This is a genomic window from Achromobacter deleyi (genome assembly GCF_013116765.2).
GTDB lineage: Bacteria > Pseudomonadota > Gammaproteobacteria > Burkholderiales > Burkholderiaceae_B > Achromobacter > Achromobacter deleyi_A.
In genome coordinates, this window is the sequence record NZ_CP074375.1 from 2,041,828 (window position 1) to 2,063,377 (window position 21,550).

The following is a 21,550-nucleotide window of genomic DNA, read 5'->3' on the forward strand; positions in this document are numbered from 1 at the left end:
GGTATATGGGCCCGCGGATCTGGAATTTAAAACAAGCGTTCTAGGGCTTGGGTCAAAGCTGACGGCGACCCGAATCAATCTTGCGGCCGTGTCCGATCTGACCGACTGTTGAACCTGGAGTCCGACCATGCCCACCTTCCAGCGCGTTTCCCTCGCGCAATTCCAGCAGATCACCAGGCGGTTCAAATTCGCTCGTTTGATTACGAGCGTGCACATGCACCATACATGGCGTCCGCGGCGAATGGACTTTCGTGGCCACGAAACCATCGTCGCAATGTGGCGCCACCATACTCAGGTCAATGGCTGGAATGACATCGCCCAGCACGTGACCATCGACCCCGACGGACTCATCTGGCTGGGGCGCGACTGGAACAAGCCGCCGGCAAGCGCGGCCCGCCACAACGGCGGCGAGGATTCCGGCCCATTCATGTTCGAGATAATCGGTGATTTTGACGTAGGCGCCGACCCCTTCGATGGTCCGCAGAAAGAGACGACGCTTGGAGTGATCGACGCCGTGCTGCAACGCTTCAGTCTGCCCGACGCCGCTTTACGCTTTCACAACATGATGTCGTCCAAATCCTGCCCGGGCGCCACCATCGATTATCAGCAGACCCTGGCTGACCTCGCTGATTACCGCCTGCGCAACGCCGCGCCAGACGGGGGGCCCGTCCGGCATGCGCGAGGCAGCAAGCCCTTCCCGGACGAGTCGGGGTTTATCGTGGCGGAAGCCATCAACGCGCTGCAGCGCGCCGATTCGGGAATCAGGGAATCGGCTGACGCCGAACTGGATTGTGGTCAACGGGAACTCCGCCACGGCGCCGAAAACCCGCCCCTGGAGTTTTGGCCCAACCCGATACGTCCATCCGCGATCGAGGTGCAGGATCCGCCAGACAACAGTCCTTCTGCTCCATTGCCGAACACCCCTCCCATTCGCCCGGACATGGCATACGGATCGGGGGCCGGCCGTCGCCTCGCCCTTTGCGTGGGCGTGGATGCATACCCCGATGCCGGCGATCGGCTTGGCGGTTGCGTCAACGATGCCCGACGCTGGAGCCAGGTCCTTGGCGGCCTGGGATTCCAGACCACGCTGCTGCTGGACGGCCAGGCCAGTCATGCTGCCATCGTACGCGGCCTGCGCCGGCTTGTGACGAACAGCAGGCCGGGCGATGTCATCGTCTTTCATTTTTCCGGCCACGGCACCCAGGTGGACGATTTGGACGGCGAAGAGGATGACGGGCGGGATGAAGCACTGTGCCCCGTGGATTTTCGAACCGGCGCGCTGTTCCTGGATGACGACATCGGGCAAATCCTGAAGGATGCTCCGCACGACGTGAACATGACGCTTTTTGTTGACTCTTGCCATAGTGGAACAGTCACGCGTTTTGCTGTCGGCGCCGCCCAGCCCCGGCCGCCCGACTATCGCGCGCGCTATGTCAAACCCACACTGCAGTTGCAAGAGGCGCATCGACTCTTTCGCGCAAGAGTGCCCGCCACGCGCGCCATACTGGGCAATGGCGGCGCCACACGACTGGGCCACGTGAAATTCTCGGCCTGCCAAGACCACGAACTGGCGCTGGAAAGCAATGGCAGCGGCGAATTCACGCGTCGAGCGCTCCAGATTCTGCAGGCAGGCGTCGACGGCCTGACCCATGCGCAATTTCAGGCTCGTCTTCTGACTGCGTTCGGTTCACTGCCCAGGCAAAACCCGCGGCTCGATTGTGCGGACGACGTCAAGGCGCGCGATATCCTGCAACCCCTGGGAGGCGGGGAACCAGCGACACCAGGGAGGCGCCGCGAAAATTCAGGGCCGGAAATGCATGAAGTGCGATCTCAGGAGGCGCTGCACCTGCTGTCGCGGGCGATGCACGTCCTCTCGCAGCATTGACGGTATTTGCACCGATGCCTGCCCCCCTTCCTGGCGGCCCGCAGCAAGACGCGGTATCCGGCGATGGCCGTTATCGAATCGGCGACGCCTTGTTGCGCCAGCATGCCATTCCCTATCAGCGGAGCAAGGACGACCCTCTCCATCGGCGGCTGCGGATCTTTGCAGCCGATCCTTCTCTCCCGAAGCTGCACGGAGCCATTGCCACCGTCGAGGTGGAGTATGAGCCCTTGTCGCCCGGCCCGGTCGGAGCGCTGTTCGAGGTCGATTGCAGCGACCCCGCTCAATGCGAGACCTACAGGTCGGCCAATCTTGACGCTCCCGCGGTTCTGCTGGCCGACGGATACTCGCCCTCCATGTCGGATCCACGCTTTCATCAGCAGATGGTCTACGCGGTATGCAGCATCACCTATCACAGCTTCCGGCTGGCGCTGGGCCGCAACCTGACCTGGGGCTTCGGCTGCGCGGATGCCCCGACGAAGCTTCGGTTAAGGCCCCACTACGGTGAAGAACGCAACGCGTACTACAGCAGAGAGCCTGCGCGCGGAGAATTGCGATTCGGCTATTTCCGGGCCGATGAAACGCCGATGGACAACCGGTCGCTACCCGGCGGGTATGTGTTCACGTGTCTTTCGCACGACATCGTCGTGCACGAAGCCACACATGCCTTGCTGGACGGTCTGCGCGAACATTTCATGGAACCCACCAACGCCGATGTGATGGGATTCCATGAGGGATTTGCCGACCTGGTGGCCATCTTCCAGCGGTTTCGCCATACGGAGGTCGTCACGCAAGCACTGCGCCAATTCCGCGGGGAGCCGGAAAAGGCCGATCTGCTGATCAATCTGGCAACACAGTTTGGTCATGCCACGGGCCGCAAGGGACCGCTACGAATGGCGATTGAGCGCAATGCCTCGGAGCCGCTCCAGTACGACAGCTCCCTGGATGCACACGCGCTGGGTTCCATACTGATCAGCGCAGTGTTCGAGGCTTATGCGCAAGTGTTCCGACGGCGGACCGAGAGGCTCTTCCGGCTGGCCACCCGAGGCACCGGCGTGCTGCCGCCAGGCGAACTGCCCTACGATCTCCTGGTTCTGCTGGCCGACGCCGCCAGCAAACTCGCACGCCAGTTTCTGAACATCTGTATCAGGGCAATCGACTACTGCCCGCCTGCCGGCCTTACCTTTGGCGACTACTTACGCGCCTTGATCACGGCGGACTATGATCTGGTTCCCGACGATCCGTGGGACTATCGCGGTGCGCTGATCGACGCCTTCCGCCGGCGTTGCATCTACCCGAATTCGGCGGCAAGCCTGTCCGAGGATGCGCTGCACTGGCGGCCTCCGCGCATCGACTTGCCGGCGGTGCCCGGATTGAGTTTTTCGGCGCTGCGTTTATCCAACAACACGGAAGATACCGTCAACAATGCCGAACTGCTGCGCCAGGCCCATGCCTTGGGTAAATTCGTCACACAGCCAGACCGCCTGCAGGAATTTGGCCTAGTTCCACCGGACGACCCGCGTCTGGACGGCGGCCAGGTGGGCCTGCCCTGTGTGCAGTCGATCCGGACCGCCAAACGCGTCGGGCCACAAGGTCAGCTGGAATTCGACGTGGTGGCCGAAATTACCCAGTCGCGTCGGGTGGCGCCGCAGGGAGGCGAGCCCGGATTCGAGTTTCATGGCGGCGCCACGGTCATCCTCGGGCCGGACGGGAACATTCGCTATTCCATCCTGAAAAGCGTGGTCAGCCCCGGGGCCGCGGAAAACCTGCGAACATGGCTCGCCAGCCCTTCCGCATGCAGCCTGTGGAGCGTAAAGGGCGACCAATACTTGCGCCATGAAAATCCGTTCCGGCCACTGCATGACCAAGGCTAGCCTGGACGCGTATCCCCCCAGGCTTCCTTCACCTTTTCGCTAGCCTCTAGCCAAAAAGCCCAATAGAATCGACTGGCACGCTAAACGATGCGGCCTAGACGCCATAGGGCGTCGACGCCGAGCACCGCGGGCGTTAACGCGTCGAGCTACGGCACATCCGGCGCGCGCTGTGCATCCTTGCGATTAGGCTCTCGACAAACCTGGTGCCCAATGTGGCCGATGACTTGTTCGAAACGGCTGCTGCTGACCGGCTTCCTATGCCTCGGCGGTTGCACGCAGGTGGGGCCGGATTTCGAGCCCCAACGCGAAGCATGGCCCGCGCAATGGGACACCCCGTCGCTGCGTCAGGCCAGCGAATCGCGCGCACAGCCAGACTCCCGCCAATGGTGGCGCATCTTCGATGACCCGGTGCTTGACGCCCTGATCGCCCAAGCCGACGCGCACAATCCCGGCGTGCGGATCGCCGGCCTGCAAATCATGGAAGCGCGCGCCCAGCTCGGCATCGCCAGGAGCGGCGGCTATCCCCAGTCCCAGGTCATCGGCGCCGATGCGCTGTATCAGACCCGGTCGTCGCGGTCGGCGGAGGGCAATCCGCGGCCAAGCAGCTTCTGGCAATACAGCGCCGGTTTCAATATCGGCTGGGAGCTGGACTTCTGGGGCCGTTTCAGCCGCGCCATCGAATCCGCGGACGCGGCCTACTTCGCGGCCGAAGCCAACCGGGAAGACGTGCTGGTGCTGCTGCACGCCCAGATGGCCGAAAGCTACTACGCGCTGCGCACCGCCGAGGCCCGGCTGCGCATCGCGCGCGACAATGCCGCCATCCAGAAGCGCAGCTACGAGATCACCGAGCGCCTGTTCAACAGCGGCGAAACCGACGAGCTGGACCTGCAGCAGGCGCGCACGCAATACCTCGGCACCCTGAGCACCATCCCCGAGTTCGAAAGCCAGATCATGCGCACCCGCAACGCGCTGGCCGTCCTGATCGGCAGGCCGCCCGGCCCCATGCCGGAACTGCCGGACCTGACGACCAAAGAGGCGGTCATCCCGCTGATCGACCGCGCCGTGCTGCAGGACGTCCCCGCCAACCTGCTGCTGCGCCGGCCCGACATCCGCGCCGCGGAACTGCGGATCGCCGCGCAGTCGGCGCAGGTCGGGGTGGCCGAAGCGGATCTCTATCCTTCGCTGACCCTGCTGGGCAGCATCGTCTGGACCGCGACGTCGCTGGCGGGCACATCGGGCGGCGCGGCGCTGCTCGCCGGCCCCACGCTGAACTGGAACGTATTCGACCACGGCCGCCTGACCAATGCGGTGCGGGTGCAGGACGCCCGCCTGCAGCAGCTCATCGTCGTCTATCAGGACGCGGTGCGCCAGGCGGCGCGCGAGGCCGACGATGCCGCCACCGGCCTGATCAAGTCCCTGGAGCGCGACGGCATCCTGCATGACTCTGCGCTTGCGGCCAAGCGGTCGCTGACGCTCGCCAACGCGCTGTACCGCGAGGGCTATTCCGACTTCCAGCGCGTGCTCGACGCCCAGCGCGCGCTGGCCACCCAGCAAGACACCTATCTGGTGAACCGGGGCAACGCGGTCCGCGACCTGATCTCCCTGTACAAAGCGCTGGGCGGCGGCTGGTACAGCGACCAGCCGGTGCTAGACCCGGCAACCCTGGACCAGATGCGGCAACGCACCAATTGGGGCGATCTGCTATCCGACTCCGGCCGGCCCTCCACGGTCTCCACGATTCCCAGGCAAAAGGGACGAACCGATGAATAGTTCCAGGCCAGCGGCCCCCGCGCCCCGGCCGGCCGCGCCGCCACCGCCACCGCCACCGCCGCCCGCCGCGGACCCCTCGAAAAAAGGGGCCAGATTAGTGGTCCTGGTGATCGTCCTGAGCCTCGTCTGGTATCTGCTGGCCGACCGCTATACCCCCTATACCCAACAGGCGCGGGTGGAGGCCTTCGTGGTGCCGGTGGCCTCCGAGGTCTCGGGCCGCGTCAACAAGGTGCACGTGCGCAACAACCAGGACGTGCAGGCAGGCGCCGTGCTGTTCGACGTCGACCCGGAACACTACCGGATCGCCGTGGACCGCGCCCGCGCCGACCTGGATGCGATGCGCCGCCAGATCGGCGCCAGCACGGCTGGCATCGATTCGGCGCAGGCGTCGTTGCGCGCCGCCCAGGCCAACGAGGTCAGGGCCCGCCAGGACAGCACCCGGCTTGAACGGCTGTACCGGGAAGACCGGGGCACGATCTCGCTACGCCGGCTGGAGATCGCGCGGGCGAACCTGGCGCAGGCGGTCAGCCAGGTCGCGGCGGCGCGCGCCGAGGTGCAGCGGGCGCGCGAACAGGAAGGCGGCAGCGAGGACGACAACGCCAAGCTGCGCAGCGCCGCCGCCGCGCTGGAAAAGGCCGAGCTGGATCTGGCCAACACGCAGGTGCGCGCGCGCACGGCCGGGCTGGTCACCGACCTGCGGACCGATACGGGCCAGTTCGCCAGCGCGGGCAAGCCGGTGATGACGCTGATCGCCATCCACGACGTCTGGATCAACGCCGAAATGACGGAGAACAACCTGGGCCATGTCGAGCCCGGCACGCCGGTGTCCATCGTCCTGGATGCGCTGCCCGGGCGTGTTTTCGAAGGCCGCGTGCGCAGCGTGGGCTACGGCGTCAGCGTGGGACCCGGAACCCCCCCGGGCGGCCTGCCTAGCGTGCAGAACAGCCGCGACTGGCTGCGCCCCGCCCAGCGCTTTCCGGTCGCCATAGATATCAACCCGGGGGAGCTGCCTTCCTTGCGCGGCGTGCGCGTGGGCGGCCAGGCGGAGGTCATGGCGTTCCCCAGTCCGGGCTCGCCCCTCAACCCGCTGGGCCGCCTGTACCTGCGTGTCATGAGCTGGCTTTCCTATGCCTACTGACGCCCTGCCCGCCCATCGCGATCCACGCAGCCAACGGGCCCTGCGGCTGGGCACGGGCACGGCCTTGTGCCTGGCCATCAGCTTCGGGCTGGACATGCCGATCCCCATGGTCGCGCCGGTGCTGGGCGTGTTCCTGCTTGCGTCCATGAACCGGCCGCTGTCGTTCAAGGCCGCACTGGGACTGGCGCTGGTCGCGCTGTTCGCCACGGGCAGCGGCCTGGCCCTCATCCCGCTGCTGCGCTACTACCCCGCGGCCGGCGTGCTGCTCGTCGGCCTGTGCCTGTTCCTTGCCTTCCGCCATGGCCTGCGCGGCGGCAACAACCTGTTGTCCACCTTCCTGATCATCGGCCTGACCATGATATCGGCGGCCGGCACCTTCGATTTCGGGCTGGCCGTCACGGTGATCGAGGCCTTGGTAAAGGGATTGCTCCTGGCCGCGCTGGTGCTGGGCGTCTGCCACTGGCTGTTTCCCGAACCGCCTGGCATGCCAGCGCCGCCGCCAGCCCCGGCCCTGCCGCCGGCCGAGGCCAGCCGCATGGCCCTGCGCGCGGCACTGGTCGTGCTGCCCGCCTTCCTGCTGGCGCTGACCGACCCGCTGGGCTACATGCCCATCATCCTGAAGGCGGTCAGCCTGGGCCGCCAGAGCTGCGTGACGGCGGCGCACGGGGCCGCGCGCGAAATCCTGGGATCCACGCTGCTGGCCGGCGTGCTGGCCGTGCTCTTCTGGTGCGCCCTGAGGCCATTCCCCAGCCTGTGGATGTACTTCCTGTGGATGCTGCTGTTCGGCCTGCTGGTCGCACGCAAGCTCTATCGCCTGAGCCCGACGCCGCACGCGCCCAGCTTCTGGCTCAACACCCTGGTGACGCTCATCATCCTGCTGGGCCAATCGGTGCAGGACAGCATCGCCGGCAAGGACGTCTACACCGCATTCGCCGTGCGCATGGGGCTGTTCATCGCCGTCACGCTCTATGCCTGCCTGATGCTGCACCTGCTTGAACCACGGCGCCAGGCGCCGCGCGAGCCCGGAATGTCCAGCCGCCGTCCGTTCGGACGACTCAAAAGGAGCCAGCCATGACTACACCCGACACCACGCCCGAAACTGTCCCCGCAGCCGGATGGCGCTTCAAATGCGGAATCGGACTCTTCATCCTTGCCTTCGCGCTTTGGTTCCTCATCCCCATCGCGGCCGCCATGGACGCGCCGGGCTCGCGCATCGCGGCGCTGACCGGCGCGATATTCATCGCCAACAAAGTCCTGTTGATCACCTGCATCGCGGTCATGGGCAAGGAGGGATTCCAGCAACTCAAGGCGATCGTCTTCGGCCATGCCAAACGGCTGGCGCCTGTCCATAAGGTCGGCCCCATCCGCCACGCCATCGGCCTGGTGATGTTCGTCCTGCCGCTGCTGACGTCGATGCTGGAGCCCTATGTAGACCAGATCTGGCCCGGCCTCAGGCCGAATCTGTGGCAGGCCCAGCTCCTGGGCGATGTCATGCTGGTCGCCAGCTTCTTCGTGCTTGGCGGCGATTTCTGGAACAAGCTGCGCGCGCTGTTCGTCCGTTCCGTGTAGACGCGGCGGGCGCAGGCCCGCCGCCGGCTCGCGCCGTCCCCGCGCCTGCCCCGCCTGCCCGCGTCGCGCCCGGGCGCCGTCTCAGACCTTGGGCGGCGCCGTCTCCCTCTCCGGGTGCCGGTGCATGGCCAGCGCCTCGATGAAGGCGGCCACGCCCTTGCCCGCCGCGCCATCGGCCAGCAGCAGGCCGCCGTCGTCCGGGTCCGGCTGGATGCCCGCGGCCGCAAACAGCTGCGCGCCCTCGCCCATGCCCATCAGCGTCTTGCCATGGCGGAAGGCGTCGCGCAGGAATTCCAGCGCGCGCCCGTCCGCCTGCAGGCGCGCCACGGCCGCTGCGCCGCCTGGCACCACCGCGCCATCGAACAGGCCGGACGGATGGTTGTCCAGCGACGCGTCGGCATCCAGCGCGCCGCCCCCGTCCGCCTGCAGCGGGCCGATGCGCTGCCCCACCAGCCGCACCACCGCGCCCGCCTTGATCAAGGCCTCGGCCACGGCCGCTACCGCCTTGCCGTCCACGCCTTCGGCCACCAGGATGGCCACCTTGCGCGTTGCCACGCCGCCATCGCCCGGCCGCGCGGTCAGCGACAGCGCCGGGGACACCTCCACCTCGGGCTTGGGCGGCGTTTTCATCGCGCGCGGCAGCGGATCCGGCAAGGCCATGCCCAGCTGGTCCGCCACCGCCTGCGCCAGTTCGTCCGACACATTGCGCAAGGACGCCACCATGCGCTGCCGTATGGGCGGCACCGTCAGCTTGCTCAATTCAAACGCGAAGGCATTGATGATGTGCCGCCGTTCCCAGCCCGTCTGGCTGTTGTAGAACAGCGTGGCCTGGTTGTAGTGTTCCGCGAACTTTTCCGGATGGCCCCGCAATTCGTCTCCGGCCAACGGCTCGGGAAACGACACGAAGCCGTCCGTCCCGGCCTGGAACGGACAGCCGCCCGCCAGCGAGTTGGGCTCGTACGCCACCCGCCCGCGGTGGATGGCCTGCCGGTGCATGCCGTCGCGCTGGTTGTTGTGCACCTGCGCCAGCGGCGCGTTGATCGGGATCTCGTGAAAGTTGGGGCCGCCCAGCCGCGATATCTGCGTGTCCACATAGGAATGGATGCGGCCGGCCAGCAGCGGGTCGTTGGTGAAGTCCAGCCCCGGAACGATATGCGCCGTACAGAACGCGACCTGCTCGGTCTCGGCGAAGAAATTGTCGGGATTGCGGTCCAGCACCATCCGCCCGACGGGCACCACCGGCACCAGTTCTTCGGGAACGATCTTGGTGGCGTCCAGCACGTCGAAGCTGAACCCCTCCGCCTGGTCTTCCGTGAACACCTGCACGCCCAGCTCCCACTCCGGGCCGTTGCCGGCATCGATGGCTTCCCACAAGTCGCGCCGGTGAAAGTCGGGATCGGCCCCCGACACCTTGACGGCCTCGTCCCACACTTGCGAATGCGTGCCCAGGACGGGATTCCAATGGAATTTCACCAGCCGTGACTCGCCCTTGGCATTGACGAAGCGGAAGGTGTGCACGCCAAAGCCCTGCATCATCCGGAAGCTGCGCGGGATACCCCGGTCGGACATCACCCACATCAGCATATGGGTGGATTCCGGCATCAGCGACACGAAATCCCAGAAGGTATCGTGGGCGGAGGCGGCTTGCGGCATGCCATGGTGCGGCTCGGCCTTGACCGCGTGGACCAGGTCCGGGAACTTCATCGCGTCCTGGATGAAGAACACCGGGATGTTGTTGCCCACCAGATCCCAGTTGCCTTCGTCCGTATAGAACTTCACCGCGAAGCCGCGAACGTCGCGCGCCGTGTCCTTGGATCCGCGTTCGCCGGCCACGGTGGAAAACCGCACGAAGACCGGCGTGCGCTTGCCTTTTTCGGCGAACAGCGATGCCGCGGTCAGGTCCGTCAGCGGCTTGTAGCACTCGAAGTAGCCATGCGCCGCCGAGCCGCGCGCGTGCACGATGCGTTCGGGAATGCGCTCGTGGTCGAAGTGCGTGATCTTCTCGCGCAGGATGAAATCCTTGAGCAAGGCCGGGCCGCGCAGCCCGGCCTTGAGCGAGTGCTGGTTGTCGCCGACGGGCACGCCCTGGTTGGTGGTCAGGACCTGGCCGCCGCCGTCCGCGCGCACCCGGGCCAGCCGGCCGTCGACCTCGTTGACTCCCGGCGCGGCCGCGTCGCCCGTCTTGTCGGAGGACTCGCTTTCCGACAGGGAACTGGCCCCGACGGACGGGTCCACGGCGCCCACGTGGGCGCCGGCATACGGATGGCGGGCAGCTTGCTCGCCGTACTCCGCCGCCTTGTTGGCGTTGTGGGGGATGGCGGCGGCCGTGGCCCCGGCCGCCGCGGCGCGCTTGAGCGCGGGATGGGTGGAACCGGCTGCGGGACCGGCTGCCGGGCCGCTGTCGGTATTCATATAGGCGGTGTCGAGCGCAGCGCTCGGGCCGGCCTTGCCTGGTTTCTTGCTTGCCATGGGGGGTCTCCTAGTGGGCCAGCAGCTTGTCGCGAGACTGCTCGGCCCGCGACGCGCCTATGGCGGATTCCACCTGCTTGACCTCCTCGGGCGGCGGCAATACCGCCGGAAAGCCCAACGACTCGATCCACAGCTCACGCGACCAGCCCTGCGTGTGATACAGGTGGTGGTCCTCGTCGGTCGCCACGGCGTCGTACGCCTGCTTGAGGATCTTGGCTTCCTGGCCCGAATGCTGTTCGGTGATCACGCCGATCAGCGCCCAGTTCGCATGGTCCTTGGTTTCGGCCAGCACCACGCATTCGGTCGCCACCAGTTGCGCCGCGTCCGGGTCGCCGGCGTTGATCGCCATCTTCATGGCCTTGACCAGTGCTTCGCCCAGATGGCGCACCACGTCGCGGCCGGGCGACTTTGCCTCGGGGTCCAGCTTCAATTGCTCGAACACGGTCAGCAGCACCCGGCGGTGCGTGCGGGTTTCCTCCAGGTAACCCAGCCACTCCTTCTTCAGGTCTGCATTGACGGCGCAGGACACGGCGGTCTCGTACACGGCGAGGCCTCCGATCTCGGTTTCCAGGGCCTGATACAGCAGCTCATGGATCTGTTGGGCATTTCCGGCTTTGCGTTTCATAGGGTGCTCCTTGTCATAGGACATCGGCGATGAGCCCCACGGACGGGCGGTCATTCGGGATGGAGGCGGGTCTCCAGCAATCGCCATGCCCGGGGGCTGGCCGGCGGCGCGCGCCCCACCCATCGGAAACGCGCGCAGAAAATACAAAGGCGCTCCCGTCGCAACCATGACCCCATTTAGACTAGAATCGGAACTATTCTCAATAAAAATGCATACGCCCTGCGCTGGGCGATGCCCAAAAATAGAGGCTTGCCTTGAAATCCGGTTTCCGCCTGTCCATGGCCTGGCTCCACACGTGGGTCGGGCTCTGGTTTTCCTGGCTGCTGTTCGCAGTGTTCCTGACGGGCTCGCTTGCCGTCTTTTCCGACCCCATCACGCACTGGATGACGCCCGAGCACCAAGAGGCCGAAGCCCGGGCTGCGCAGCAGGAAACCGCGCCGGTGGACCGGGCGCGGCGGCTCGACCTGGCGGTGGACTACATGGCGCGCAACCACGCGGGCGCCGGCATGTGGGAGATCTGGCCCGTGGATCGCGGGCACGAGAACGGGCTGTCGGCCTATTGGTTCGACCAGAACGGGCAGTACGCCAGCGCCGAGCTGGATCCCCTCACCGGCGCCGAGCTGGACGATCACCATGACGACGAAGGCCGCGCGACCATGGGCGGCACGCACTTCGTGAACTTCCACTACACCTTGCACGACGCCAACCTCGGTTTGTGGGTTGTCGCCTTCGCCACCATGGCGATGCTGGTGGCGCTGATCTCGGGCGTGGTCACGCACAAGCGCATCTTCAAGGATTTCTTCACTTTCCGTACCAGAAAGGGCCAGCGGTCCTGGCTGGACGCGCACAATGCGGTGGCGGTGCTGACCCTGCCCTTCCAGTTCATGATCGCCTACACCGGCATCATGATCTCCAGCGCGCAGCTGATGCCCGCCCCCGTCGCCGCCCATTATGGCGCGGGCATGGAGGCCACCCGCCTGTACCTGGCCGAGTTGACCGGCGAAGACAAGCCGGTGCGCACGGGCACGGCGCTGGCCATGCCGGCGCTGGAGCCCATCGTGGCGCGCGCCGAGCAGATGATCGGCCAGACCGCGCGCGCCATCGTCATCAACAACCCCGAAGACAGCTCGATGCGCATCGCCGTCTACGGCTGGAACGAGGACGCCGACACCTTCCGCAGAATCAGCGCGACCACCGGCATGGCCGAGTTTTCCGCGGCCAGCGGCGAACTGCTGCGCATGCGGCCCGCGGGCGACGTGAACGGAGGCGCGCCGTCGCTGGTGCGCCAGGTGATGGCCGACCTGCACATGGCGCAATTCGGCGGACTGGCCATCAAGTGGCTGTATTTCCTTTGCGGCATGGCCGGCGCGGCCATGATGGGCACGGGCGCCGTGCTGTTCATGGTCAAGCGGCGCGCCAAGCACGGCAATGAATTCGGCGCGGCGACGGCGCGCATGTACCGCCTGATCGAAGGGCTGAACGTGGCCGCGCTGGCCGGGCTGGCCATCGCCTGCATCGGCTACTTCTGGGCCAATCGACTGCTGCCGGTCGCGCTTGAGAACCGCGCGCTGTGGGAATTGCGCTGCTTCTTCCTCATCTGGGCGCTGACCCTTGCCCACGCCTGGCTGTGCAGCCCGCGCCGCGCCTGGATCATGCAGCTCGGCCTGCTGTCGGCGCTGTGCCTGCTGCTGCCGGTGGCGTCGTTCCTCATGCTGGGCGATCATCCCGTGGCGCAGATCGCACGCGGCGACTGGGAAAGCGCCGGCGTCGAACTCACCGCCATCGCATTCGGCGTACTATGCGGCTGGGCTGCCATCCGCTTGTGCAGGCAGCCCCTGTCCGCGCCTCCACAGCGCAAGACCCGCGCAAACCAGGAGGCTGCCGCATGAACATGAATGACATTTTCGCCATCGTGATGGCCCTGCTCCTGACCTACGCCGGCATGGCCTGCCTGAGCCTGGCGATGCCGCGCCACTACGACCAGGTCTGGGGACGCGATCCCGGCGCCGGCCACACGCGCGTGCTGCGCGGGGCCGGCGTGCTGCTGCTGGGCCTGGCCATCCTGCCCTGCGTGGGCCTGTGGGGCAACACGGTGGGCGTGGTCGCCTGGCTGGGCTGGCTGTCCGCCGGCGCCCTGCTGTGGGTCGGAATGCTGTCCTGGGCACCGCGCCCCGCGGCCGGCACCGCCGCGCTGGCGGTGGCGATCTCCCTGGTCGGCGTCGGCATCGGCTTCTAGGGGCCCTGCCCCCGGCCTGGCGGCTATCGGGGCCGGATTGCGCGATTCCGCAGCCGGCACCCCGCGTTTGACGCGCATCAAGCAGGGCTGACATCCCACACTCGCGCGGCGCCGCGAGCACCATATGTGGTGGTAGAGTTTTCACACTCCACTACATATGGTGCCACTCATGCAAATCCAACACATCCTCAAACGCGACGGCCGCATCGTTGCATTCGATCGCGACAAGATCGCGCAAGCCATGGCGGCGGCGGGCCAGAGCACCGGGGAGTTGGACCTGGCGGACGCGCAGGCGCTGACCGGCGCGGTCATCGCGGCGCTGGCGGACAACGTGTGCCCCGGCGTCGAAACCATCCAGAACCGCGTGGAAGAGGCGCTGGTCCAGGCGGGCCACTGGCGCACCGCGCGCGCCTACATCGTCCACCGCGAGCAGCACGCCCGCCTGCGTTCGCTGCGCCATACGCTGGTGGACGTGGAAAGCGCCATGGAAGAGTATCTGGAGCAGCGCGACTGGCGCGTCAACGCCAACGCGAACCAGGGCTACAGCCTGGGCGGCCTGATCCTGAACGTGGCAGGCAAGGTCACCGCCAACTACTGGCTGTCCAATGTCTTCACGCCGGAGGCCGGGCGCGCCCACCGCGAAGGCGACATCCACATCCATGACCTGGACATGCTCAGCGGCTATTGCGCCGGCTGGTCGTTGCGCCAGCTGCTGACCGAAGGCTTCAACGGCATTCCCGGCAAGGTGGAATCCACGCCCCCGAAGCACATGTCGGCCGCCATCGGCCAGATCGTGAACTTCCTGGGCACGCTGCAGAACGAATGGGCGGGCGCACAGGCCTTCAGCTCGTTCGACACCTACATGGCGCCCTTCATCCGCCGCGACGCGATGACCTACGCCGACGTGAAGCAGTCCATACAGGAACTGATCTTCAACCTGAACGTGCCCAGCCGCTGGGGCACGCAGACGCCGTTCACCAACCTGACCTTCGACTGGACCTGCCCGCCCGACCTGAAGGAGCAGATTCCCTATGTGGGCGGCGAGGAAATGCCCTTCTCCTACGGCGACCTGCAAGCCGAGATGGACATGATCAACCGCGCCTACATTGAAGTCATGATGGCGGGCGACGCGAAGGGGCGCGTATTCACGTTCCCCATCCCCACCTACAACATCACCCCCGACTTCGACTGGGACCATCCCAACACCGAGCGCCTGTTCGAAATGACGGCGCGCTACGGGCTGCCCTACTTCCAGAACTTCCTGAATTCCGACCTGGAGCCGCACATGGTGCGCTCCATGTGCTGCCGCCTGCAGCTGGACCTGCGTGAACTGCTCAAGCGCGGCAACGGCTTGTTCGGCTCGGCCGAGCAGACCGGCTCGGTGGGCGTGGTGACGGTGAACTGCGCGCGCCTGGGCTACACCTGCCGCGGCGACGAGGCGCAGCTGATGGACCGCCTGGACCACCTGCTGGGCCTGGGCCGCGATGTGCTGGAAACCAAGCGCAAGGTGGTGCAACGCTACATCGACCAGGGCCTCTACCCCTACACGCGCCGCTACCTGGGCACGCTGCGCAATCACTTCAGCACGCTGGGGGTCAACGGCATCAACGAGATGATCCGCAACTTCACGGACGACGCCGAAGACGTCACCACCCAGGCGGGCCACGCGCTGGCGGTGCGGCTGCTGGACCGGGTGCGCGAGCGCATGACCGAATTCCAGGAAGAAACCGGCCACCTCTACAACCTGGAAGCCACGCCGGCCGAAGGCACCACCTACCGCTTCGCGCGGGAAGACCGGAAGCGCTATCCCGGCATCCTGCAGGCGGGCACCGATGCGCAGCCCTACTACACGAATTCCAGCCAGTTGCCGGTGGGCCACACCGACGATCCGTTCCATGCCCTGGAGCTGCAGGAGGCGTTGCAAAGCAAGTACACCGGCGGCACCGTGCTGCACCTGTACATGAACGAAGCGGTGTCTTCCGCGGACGCGTGCAAGCAGCTGGTGCGCCGCGCGCTGTCGAATTTCCGGCTGCCGTACATCACGGTGACGCCCACGTTCTCGATCTGCCCCAATCACGGCTATCTGGCGGGGCACCACGAGTTCTGCCCCAAATGCGACGCCGAACTCCTGGCCAAGCAATCGTGCTGCGCTCCGGCCTGAGGCCGGTGCCTGTTCCCGCCGGGCATCCGCCCGGCACCCACATCCAAGGAAATCCTATGCAAACCTTGACCGCCCCCATCGCCACGACCGCGCCCGCCGCCGGGCTGGACGACAGCCAGCGCGTGCGCTGCGAAGTCTGGACCCGCGTGATGGGCTATCACCGCCCCGTTTCTTCCTTCAACACCGGCAAACAAGGCGAATTCAATGAACGCCGCTTCTTCGTCGAACGCCGCGCCTGAGGGCACGCCGAAAACCGCCGAAACCGGGCGGGCGGCCAGCCATGCCGTGCGCAGGCTGGCCGCCCGGACGGCCTACGCGGCCCCGCCCCAGCCCGTCATCCAGCCACTGCCGCGGCATTCGCCCGCGGTAGGCGGACTGGTGCCCTTTTCCACCGTGGACTGGCCGGGCCAGCTTGCCGCCGTGGTCTTCATTTCCGGCTGCCCGTGGCGCTGCCACTATTGCCACAACACCGAACTGCAGACGCGCGCCGCGCGCTATGACTGGCGCGAAGTCCGCGAGTTTCTCGAAACCCGCAAGGGCCTGCTGGACGCCGTGGTGTTCTCCGGCGGCGAGCCCCTGAGCGAGCCGCGCCTGCCGGCGATGATCCGCGACGTCAAGCGCATGGGCTACCGGGTGGGGCTGCATACCGCCGGCATCTACCCGCTGCGCCTGGCCGATGTGCTGCGCCACCTGGACTGGGTGGGCATGGACATCAAGGCCGACGCGCAAGGCTACGACGACATCACCGGACGGCGCGATTCGCAACGCCCCGCGCTGGCCTGCCTGACGCAGCTGCTGTCGACGGGTCCGGACTTCGAATGCCGCATCACCTGGCACCCCGACTGGCTGGATGAAGCGAGGCTCCTGGCCCTGGCGCGGGAACTCGCGCGCCGCGGCGTGCGGCGATTCGCCGTGCAGGCGGCCCGCAGCGGCCCCACCGCGCCCGTCGCCCGGGCCTTGAGCGCTCAGGCGCAAGCGACGCTGCGGCAGACCTTCGAAGAGTTTTTCTATCGCTGAGGCAGGCGCGCCTTCAGCGTCGCGTGGAAGCGTGGCGAGCCCACGGCGCCCACATTGCAGCGGGACCACGGCGACACCGCCGTGGGGTCCACGCTGAACACGCGCCCGGGAGCCATGATGACCTTGTCGGGCATCAGGTCCGCCGCCAGGGTCAGGGAATCCGCCACGCCGGGAAAGGCCGACCACAGATACAGGGAACTGGTCGGCCGGGCGAACACCTCGGCCCCCAGGGAGTCCAGCACCTGTAAGGCGTGGCCGGTGGCGGCCTCCAGCCGCTGACGCAACCTGACCAGGTGGCGTTCGTAGTGGCCGTCGCGCAGCATCACGTCCACCATGCGCTCGCAGTATTCGGAACTGCTGACATGGACCAGCGCCTTCAGGTCGGCCAGATCGCTGGCCAGCGCCGCGTTGCAGGCGATGAAGCCCACGCGCAAGGCCGCGGAAAACGATTTGGAAAAACTGCCGATATATATCGTGCGCTCCAGCTGGTCCAGCGCCGACAGGCGCACGGCCGATGTCGGCTTGAAGTCGGCCAGCGGATCGTTCTCGACCACCATCAGGTTGTAGCGCTCCGACAGCTGCAGGATCTTGTAGGCCTTGGCCGGCGAGATGTCCGAGCCCGTCGGGTTGTGCGCCAGCGACTGGGTGAAGAACAGGCGCGGCTTTTCGCGTTGCAGCAAGGCTTCCAGCGCGGCCAGGTCCGGGCCGTCGGGCAGGCGCGGCACCCCAAGCATGCGCACCCCCGCCAACTTGAGCTTGCCAAACAGCGGGTAGTAGCCCGGATCGTCCACCAGCGCTGTGGCGCCCGGCGGCAGAAAGTAACGGATCACCAGATCCATGGCTTCGTTCGCGCCATGCGTCAGCACCAGCTGCGATGGCGCCACGCTGACGCCGACATCGCCCAGCTTGCGCACCAGACTTTCGCGCAACGGCGCATAGCCGAAGCGGCTGCCGTAGCGGAACAAGGCGCCCAGGCCGGTGCGCACCACTTTCTGGTGATAGCGGTCCATGCGCATGTCGGCCAGCCATTCCACCGGCGGAAAACCGTCGCCCACCGCCACCGCGTCGGGCTGGGTCTTCAACTGTTCGCGCATGAGCCAGACGATGTCCATCGCGCGGCTCAGCTGTCCGGACTCCTCGTCGGCGGGCGGACGCGCCTGGGCGACATCCAGCACAAAGAAACCGGAGCCGCGGCGCGGTTCCACCAGCCCCCGGGCCACCAGCATTTCGAACGCCACCACCACCGTGTTCTTCGCGTAGCGATGCAGCTGCGCCAGTTCCCGCAGGGACGGCAGTTTGTCGCCCGGGCGGTAGACGCCATCGGCGATCTGCTGGCCGATCAGCTTGGCCAGGCTTTCGGCAATGGGCGCGGCGCGCTGTGGCCTGCCGGGAAGGTTCGCTTCATCCACGCTTGGGGTCCCACCTGAATCGTTGCCAAAATTGGTGCAGTGCAATGGTACTGTTTGCCCAAACTGTACCTCTCAATAGCGGTACAGTTTACCTAGAATCAGGCCACTCGATTCTTATACGGAGACACGCCATCGTGGCCGATTCACGCCTGCCCAATTTCCGGGCCCTCACCCCCGCCCAACGCCTGGCCGTCATCGCCGCCGCCGCCTCGCTCACCCCGGAAGATCAGCAACTGCTGGCTGCTCCCGGTGCCCTCGGCCTGGACCGCGCCGACGGCATGATCGAAAACGTCATCGGCGCGTTCGAACTGCCGCTGGGCGTGGCGGGCAACTTCCAGGTCAATGGCCGCGACGTGCTGGTGCCGATGGCGGTGGAAGAGCCGTCGGTGGTGGCCGCCGCGTCCTACATGGCCAAGCTGGCGCGCGAATGCGGCGGCTTCGAAACTTCCAGCACCCGTCCGCTGATGCGCGCCCAGGTGCAGGTGCTGGGCCTGACCGACCCGCATGGCGCGCGCCTGGCGCTGCTGCGCGAACGCGACCGCATCCTGACGCTGGCCAACAGCCGCGACAAGGTGCTGATCGAACTGGGTGGCGGCTGCCAGGACATCGAGGTCCATGTGTTTCCGGACACCCCGCGCGGCCCCATGATCGTGATGCACCTGATCGTCGACGTGCGCGACGCCATGGGCGCCAATACCGTCAACACCATGGCCGAGGCCGTGGCGCCGCTGGTCGAGGAGATCGCCGGCGGGTCGGTGCGCCTGCGCATCCTGTCCAATCTGGCGGACCTGCGCCTGGCCCGCGCGCGCGTGCGCCTTACGCCGCAGGTGCTGGACACCAAGGAGCGCAGCGGCGCGGAGATCATCGAGGGCGTCCTGGACGCCTACACCTTTGCCGCCATCGACCCCTACCGCGCGGCGACCCACAACAAGGGCATCATGAACGGCATCGACCCCGTCATCGTGGCCACCGGCAACGACTGGCGCGCAGTCGAGGCCGGCGCGCACGCCTATGCCAGCCGGTCGGGCCGCTACACCTCTTTGACCACTTGGGAAAAGGACACCTCCGGCGCGCTGGTCGGCACTATCGAGATGCCCATGCCCGTAGGCCTGGTGGGCGGCGCCACCAAGACCCATCCATTGGCCAGGCTGGCGCTGAAGATCATGGACGTGCGTTCGGCGCAGGAACTGGGCGAAGTCGCCGTGGCCGTGGGTCTGGCGCAGAATCTGGGCGCGCTGCGCGCACTGGCCACCGAAGGCATCCAGCGCGGCCACATGGCGCTGCATGCCCGCAACATTGCGCTGGTGGCGGGTGCGACGGGCGCGGAGATCGACACGATCGCCAAGCGCATGGCGGCGGAGAAGGACGTCCGCACCGACCGCGCGCTGGCCTTGCTGGAGGAACTGCGCGCCTCTTGATAAATCCGGCCGGACAAGAACAAAGGCGGCGCCCGGAATCCCCGCGCGCCGCCTGATCACAAAGGAGAGAGACATGAAACAAAGCCCCCCGGCGCCATCCACGCGCCTGGCCGAAGTCTGGAGCGACACGGTGGACCTGCGGCAGCTCGCCTGGGCCATCGGCATCGGCATCACGATCAGCGTGACGGGTTTCTACGCCGCCAGCCGCTGGCTGCGCGGCGTGGTGGCGTCGCCCGAACTGGCCCACGCCTACGCCATGCTGGCCGGCCTGGCCGGCTGCGTGCTGGCCGGCGTCATTTGCGCCCGCCTGTTCCCGCCCAAGCGCGAAGTCATAGAGCACAGCTCCACGCATGACCCGGCGTGGCGTGCCGAGGTACTGGCCGAACTGGCGGAGCAGCCCGGCGGCCTGGGCACGCTTGCGGACCTGCCGGACGCAGTGGTGCGTGAACTCAAGGAACTGGACCTGTACGACCTGTTCGCCGAGCCCGCGGCCCAGGCCGCCGTCCCGGCCGCCGCCGCCGCTGCGCGGCGCGGCGCTGGCAAGGAGGCTCTGGCATGAGCGATCCCATTCTGCTTGAACAAATCATGGTGGCCGCCGCGATGGGGCTGCTGGGCGCAGTGGTGTTCGCGGCCATCGGCCTGGTATCGGGCACCGACGAGACCACGACGCTGGCCCCGCTTACCCTGCTGGTGGTGCTGCTGGGCGTGCCGCCCGCGGGCGTGTTCACCTTCTTCCTGGCGGGCGCCGTGGCCAAGCACATGACGCACGCCGTGCCCACGGCGCTCTTGGGCATACCGGGCGACACGCTCGCCACTCCGCTCCTGCAGGACGCGAACATGCTTCGCAAGCTGGGCGTGCCGCATATCGCGCTGCGCAAGATGGTGTCGGGCGCCATCGTCGCCGCCTTCGTGGCGGTGCCGCTGGCCGTGCTGTTCGCCGTGTTGCTGGCGCCGTTCGGCGCGGCGATCACCAAGTCCGCGCCATGGATCTTCCTGGCCGCGGCGGTGCTGATCGCCTACTTCTCGGCCGGACGCTGGGCGGCCGTGGCGCTGCTGGTGCCGTTCGTCATGGTCATCATTGCCCTGCAAAGCCTGACGGCAAAATACGGCGTGAAACTCAGCATCAGCTATTTCCTGGGCATCGCCATCGGACCGCTGATCGCCGACCTGTTCACCGTGATCTCGCCGCAGGGCCGCAGCAAGATGATGCGCGACAAGGTGCGCACGTTCTCGCTGGCGCCCGACGTCAAGGGCTGGTCGGGCTACTTCCCGAACCCGCTCAAGGTCATGGACCGCGTGCAGACGCGCTGGACGCTGGCCACGGCGGCGATTTCCAGCGCCACGTTCGTGTTCAGCCCGGTCGCCATGACCGTGGTGCTGGGCGAACTGGTGGGCTCGCGCGTCAAGCACGCCTATCATCGCCTGACCACGGTGCTCAGCGCGCGCAATGGCGTCACCGAAGCCACCTACATTGCCGAGGCGCTGATCCCGCTGATCGCCTTCGGGTTGCCCTTGAGCCCGGTGGCGGCCGGCCCGGCCGCGCCGCTGTTCAACGCCCCGCCGCGCTTCACGGTGGACGCCGCCACCGGCCAGACGCACAACTTGCACAACCTGCTGAACCACTGGGAATTCCTGGGCTACGGCATGCTGGCGGTGCTGCTGGCCGCGGTGGTTTCGTATCCCTTCGCCATGAACTTCGCGCGCCGCGCCGCGCTGTTCGTATCGCGCAAGGTCAGCCACGAAGCCATCATCGCCACCTTTGTCGGCCTGATCATCGTGATCAGCATCTGGGAAGGCCAATTCCTGGGGCTGCTCGTCATCCTGACCATGGGCCTGTTCGGCGGCCTGCTGTCGCGCCTGTTCGGCTTCAACACCGGCGTGCAGTTCATGGGCTACTACACCGCCGTGCTGTCGGTGCCGGCGATCATCAAGCTGCTGGCGTAATCCGTGACGGATCGGACGGGGCCCCGCGCCCCCGTCCG

Annotated in this window: 17 protein-coding genes; 14 read left to right on the top strand and 3 right to left on the bottom strand. The window is 66.9% G+C overall.

Translation table 11 applies throughout. The features are described from left to right. Window positions 1–127: 127 nt before the first annotated feature. From HLG70_RS09150 to HLG70_RS09175, 6 genes are all read left to right on the top strand, one after another. Window positions 128–1,885: a caspase family protein gene (locus HLG70_RS09150; RefSeq protein WP_171662083.1), complete on the top strand. Its 1,758-nt coding sequence runs from the start codon at window positions 128–130 to the stop codon at window positions 1,883–1,885. Window positions 1,886–1,899: 14 nt separating this feature from the next. Further along, window positions 1,900–3,756: a peptidase M4 gene (locus tag HLG70_RS09155; RefSeq protein WP_171662082.1), complete on the top strand. Its 1,857-nt coding sequence runs from the start codon at window positions 1,900–1,902 to the stop codon at window positions 3,754–3,756. 210 nt (window positions 3,757–3,966) lie between these two features. Beyond that, window positions 3,967–5,526 carry an efflux transporter outer membrane subunit gene (locus HLG70_RS09160; protein WP_171662081.1) on the top strand — a complete coding sequence of 520 codons (1,560 nt, stop codon included), beginning with the start codon at window positions 3,967–3,969 and terminating at the stop codon, window positions 5,524–5,526. Next, window positions 5,519–6,664 (top strand): HlyD family secretion protein, encoded by a 1,146-nt coding sequence (locus HLG70_RS09165; protein ID WP_171662080.1) that lies wholly within the window; start codon window positions 5,519–5,521, stop codon window positions 6,662–6,664. The genes HLG70_RS09160 and HLG70_RS09165 overlap by 8 nt, the downstream gene beginning before the upstream one ends. Then, window positions 6,654–7,739: a DUF2955 domain-containing protein gene (locus HLG70_RS09170; protein ID WP_171662079.1), complete on the top strand. Its 1,086-nt coding sequence runs from the start codon at window positions 6,654–6,656 to the stop codon at window positions 7,737–7,739. Before HLG70_RS09165 ends, HLG70_RS09170 begins: the two co-directional genes overlap by 11 nt. Next, a complete protein-coding gene (locus HLG70_RS09175; protein ID WP_171662078.1) occupies window positions 7,736–8,233 on the top strand; it encodes a transporter suffix domain-containing protein in 498 nt (165 codons plus the stop codon). The genes HLG70_RS09170 and HLG70_RS09175 overlap by 4 nt, the downstream gene beginning before the upstream one ends. An 81-nt stretch (window positions 8,234–8,314) precedes the next feature. On the opposite strand, the gene HLG70_RS09180 is transcribed toward HLG70_RS09175, so the two are convergent. After that, a complete protein-coding gene (locus tag HLG70_RS09180; RefSeq protein WP_171662077.1) occupies window positions 8,315–10,702 on the bottom strand; it encodes a catalase in 2,388 nt (795 codons plus the stop codon). Window positions 10,703–10,712: 10 nt separating this feature from the next. Then, complete coding sequence (locus tag HLG70_RS09185; RefSeq protein ID WP_171662076.1) at window positions 10,713–11,327, bottom strand: hypothetical protein; 615 nt, start codon at window positions 11,325–11,327, stop codon at window positions 10,713–10,715. Between the two features lie 278 nt (window positions 11,328–11,605). Here HLG70_RS09185 and HLG70_RS09190 point away from each other — a divergent pair, with 278 nt between their 5' ends. From HLG70_RS09190 to HLG70_RS09210, 5 genes are all read left to right on the top strand, one after another. Next, window positions 11,606–13,216, top strand: a complete 1,611-nt coding sequence (locus HLG70_RS09190) for a PepSY-associated TM helix domain-containing protein (protein ID WP_171662611.1) — start codon at window positions 11,606–11,608, stop codon at window positions 13,214–13,216. Further along, complete coding sequence (locus HLG70_RS09195) at window positions 13,213–13,563, top strand: DUF3325 domain-containing protein (RefSeq protein WP_171662075.1); 351 nt, start codon at window positions 13,213–13,215, stop codon at window positions 13,561–13,563. The genes HLG70_RS09190 and HLG70_RS09195 overlap by 4 nt, the downstream gene beginning before the upstream one ends. 169 nt (window positions 13,564–13,732) lie before the next feature. Beyond that, window positions 13,733–15,724 carry a ribonucleoside triphosphate reductase gene (locus HLG70_RS09200; RefSeq protein ID WP_171662074.1) on the top strand — a complete coding sequence of 664 codons (1,992 nt, stop codon included), beginning with the start codon at window positions 13,733–13,735 and terminating at the stop codon, window positions 15,722–15,724. Window positions 15,725–15,780: 56 nt separating this feature from the next. Continuing rightward, window positions 15,781–15,963 carry an anaerobic ribonucleoside-triphosphate reductase gene (gene nrdD, locus HLG70_RS09205; protein WP_171662073.1) on the top strand — a complete coding sequence of 61 codons (183 nt, stop codon included), beginning with the start codon at window positions 15,781–15,783 and terminating at the stop codon, window positions 15,961–15,963. Further along, window positions 15,929–16,741 carry an anaerobic ribonucleoside-triphosphate reductase activating protein gene (locus HLG70_RS09210; RefSeq protein WP_171662072.1) on the top strand — a complete coding sequence of 271 codons (813 nt, stop codon included), beginning with the start codon at window positions 15,929–15,931 and terminating at the stop codon, window positions 16,739–16,741. Before nrdD ends, HLG70_RS09210 begins: the two co-directional genes overlap by 35 nt. Here the strand turns inward: HLG70_RS09210 and HLG70_RS09215 are convergent. Beyond that, on the bottom strand, window positions 16,732–18,150 hold the full coding sequence (locus HLG70_RS09215) for a PLP-dependent aminotransferase family protein (protein WP_171662071.1): 1,419 nt from the start codon (window positions 18,148–18,150) through the stop codon (window positions 16,732–16,734). The two genes, HLG70_RS09210 and HLG70_RS09215, sit on opposite strands and share 10 nt — an antisense overlap. A 131-nt stretch (window positions 18,151–18,281) precedes the next feature. Here HLG70_RS09215 and HLG70_RS09220 point away from each other — a divergent pair, with 131 nt between their 5' ends. The 3 genes from HLG70_RS09220 to HLG70_RS09230 all read left to right on the top strand — a co-directional run bounded on the left by HLG70_RS09220 (window position 18,282) and on the right by HLG70_RS09230 (window position 21,512). Beyond that, window positions 18,282–19,568, top strand: coding sequence for a hydroxymethylglutaryl-CoA reductase, degradative (locus tag HLG70_RS09220; RefSeq protein WP_171662610.1), 1,287 nt, complete (start codon window positions 18,282–18,284; stop codon window positions 19,566–19,568). 73 nt (window positions 19,569–19,641) lie between these two features. Then, the gene (locus HLG70_RS09225) at window positions 19,642–20,127 is read left to right on the top strand and encodes a hypothetical protein (protein ID WP_171662070.1); all 486 of its coding nucleotides are present in this window, start codon (window positions 19,642–19,644) and stop codon (window positions 20,125–20,127) included. Beyond that, the gene (locus tag HLG70_RS09230) at window positions 20,124–21,512 is read left to right on the top strand and encodes a tripartite tricarboxylate transporter permease (protein ID WP_171662069.1); all 1,389 of its coding nucleotides are present in this window, start codon (window positions 20,124–20,126) and stop codon (window positions 21,510–21,512) included. Before HLG70_RS09225 ends, HLG70_RS09230 begins: the two co-directional genes overlap by 4 nt. Window positions 21,513–21,550: the final 38 nt, after the last annotated feature.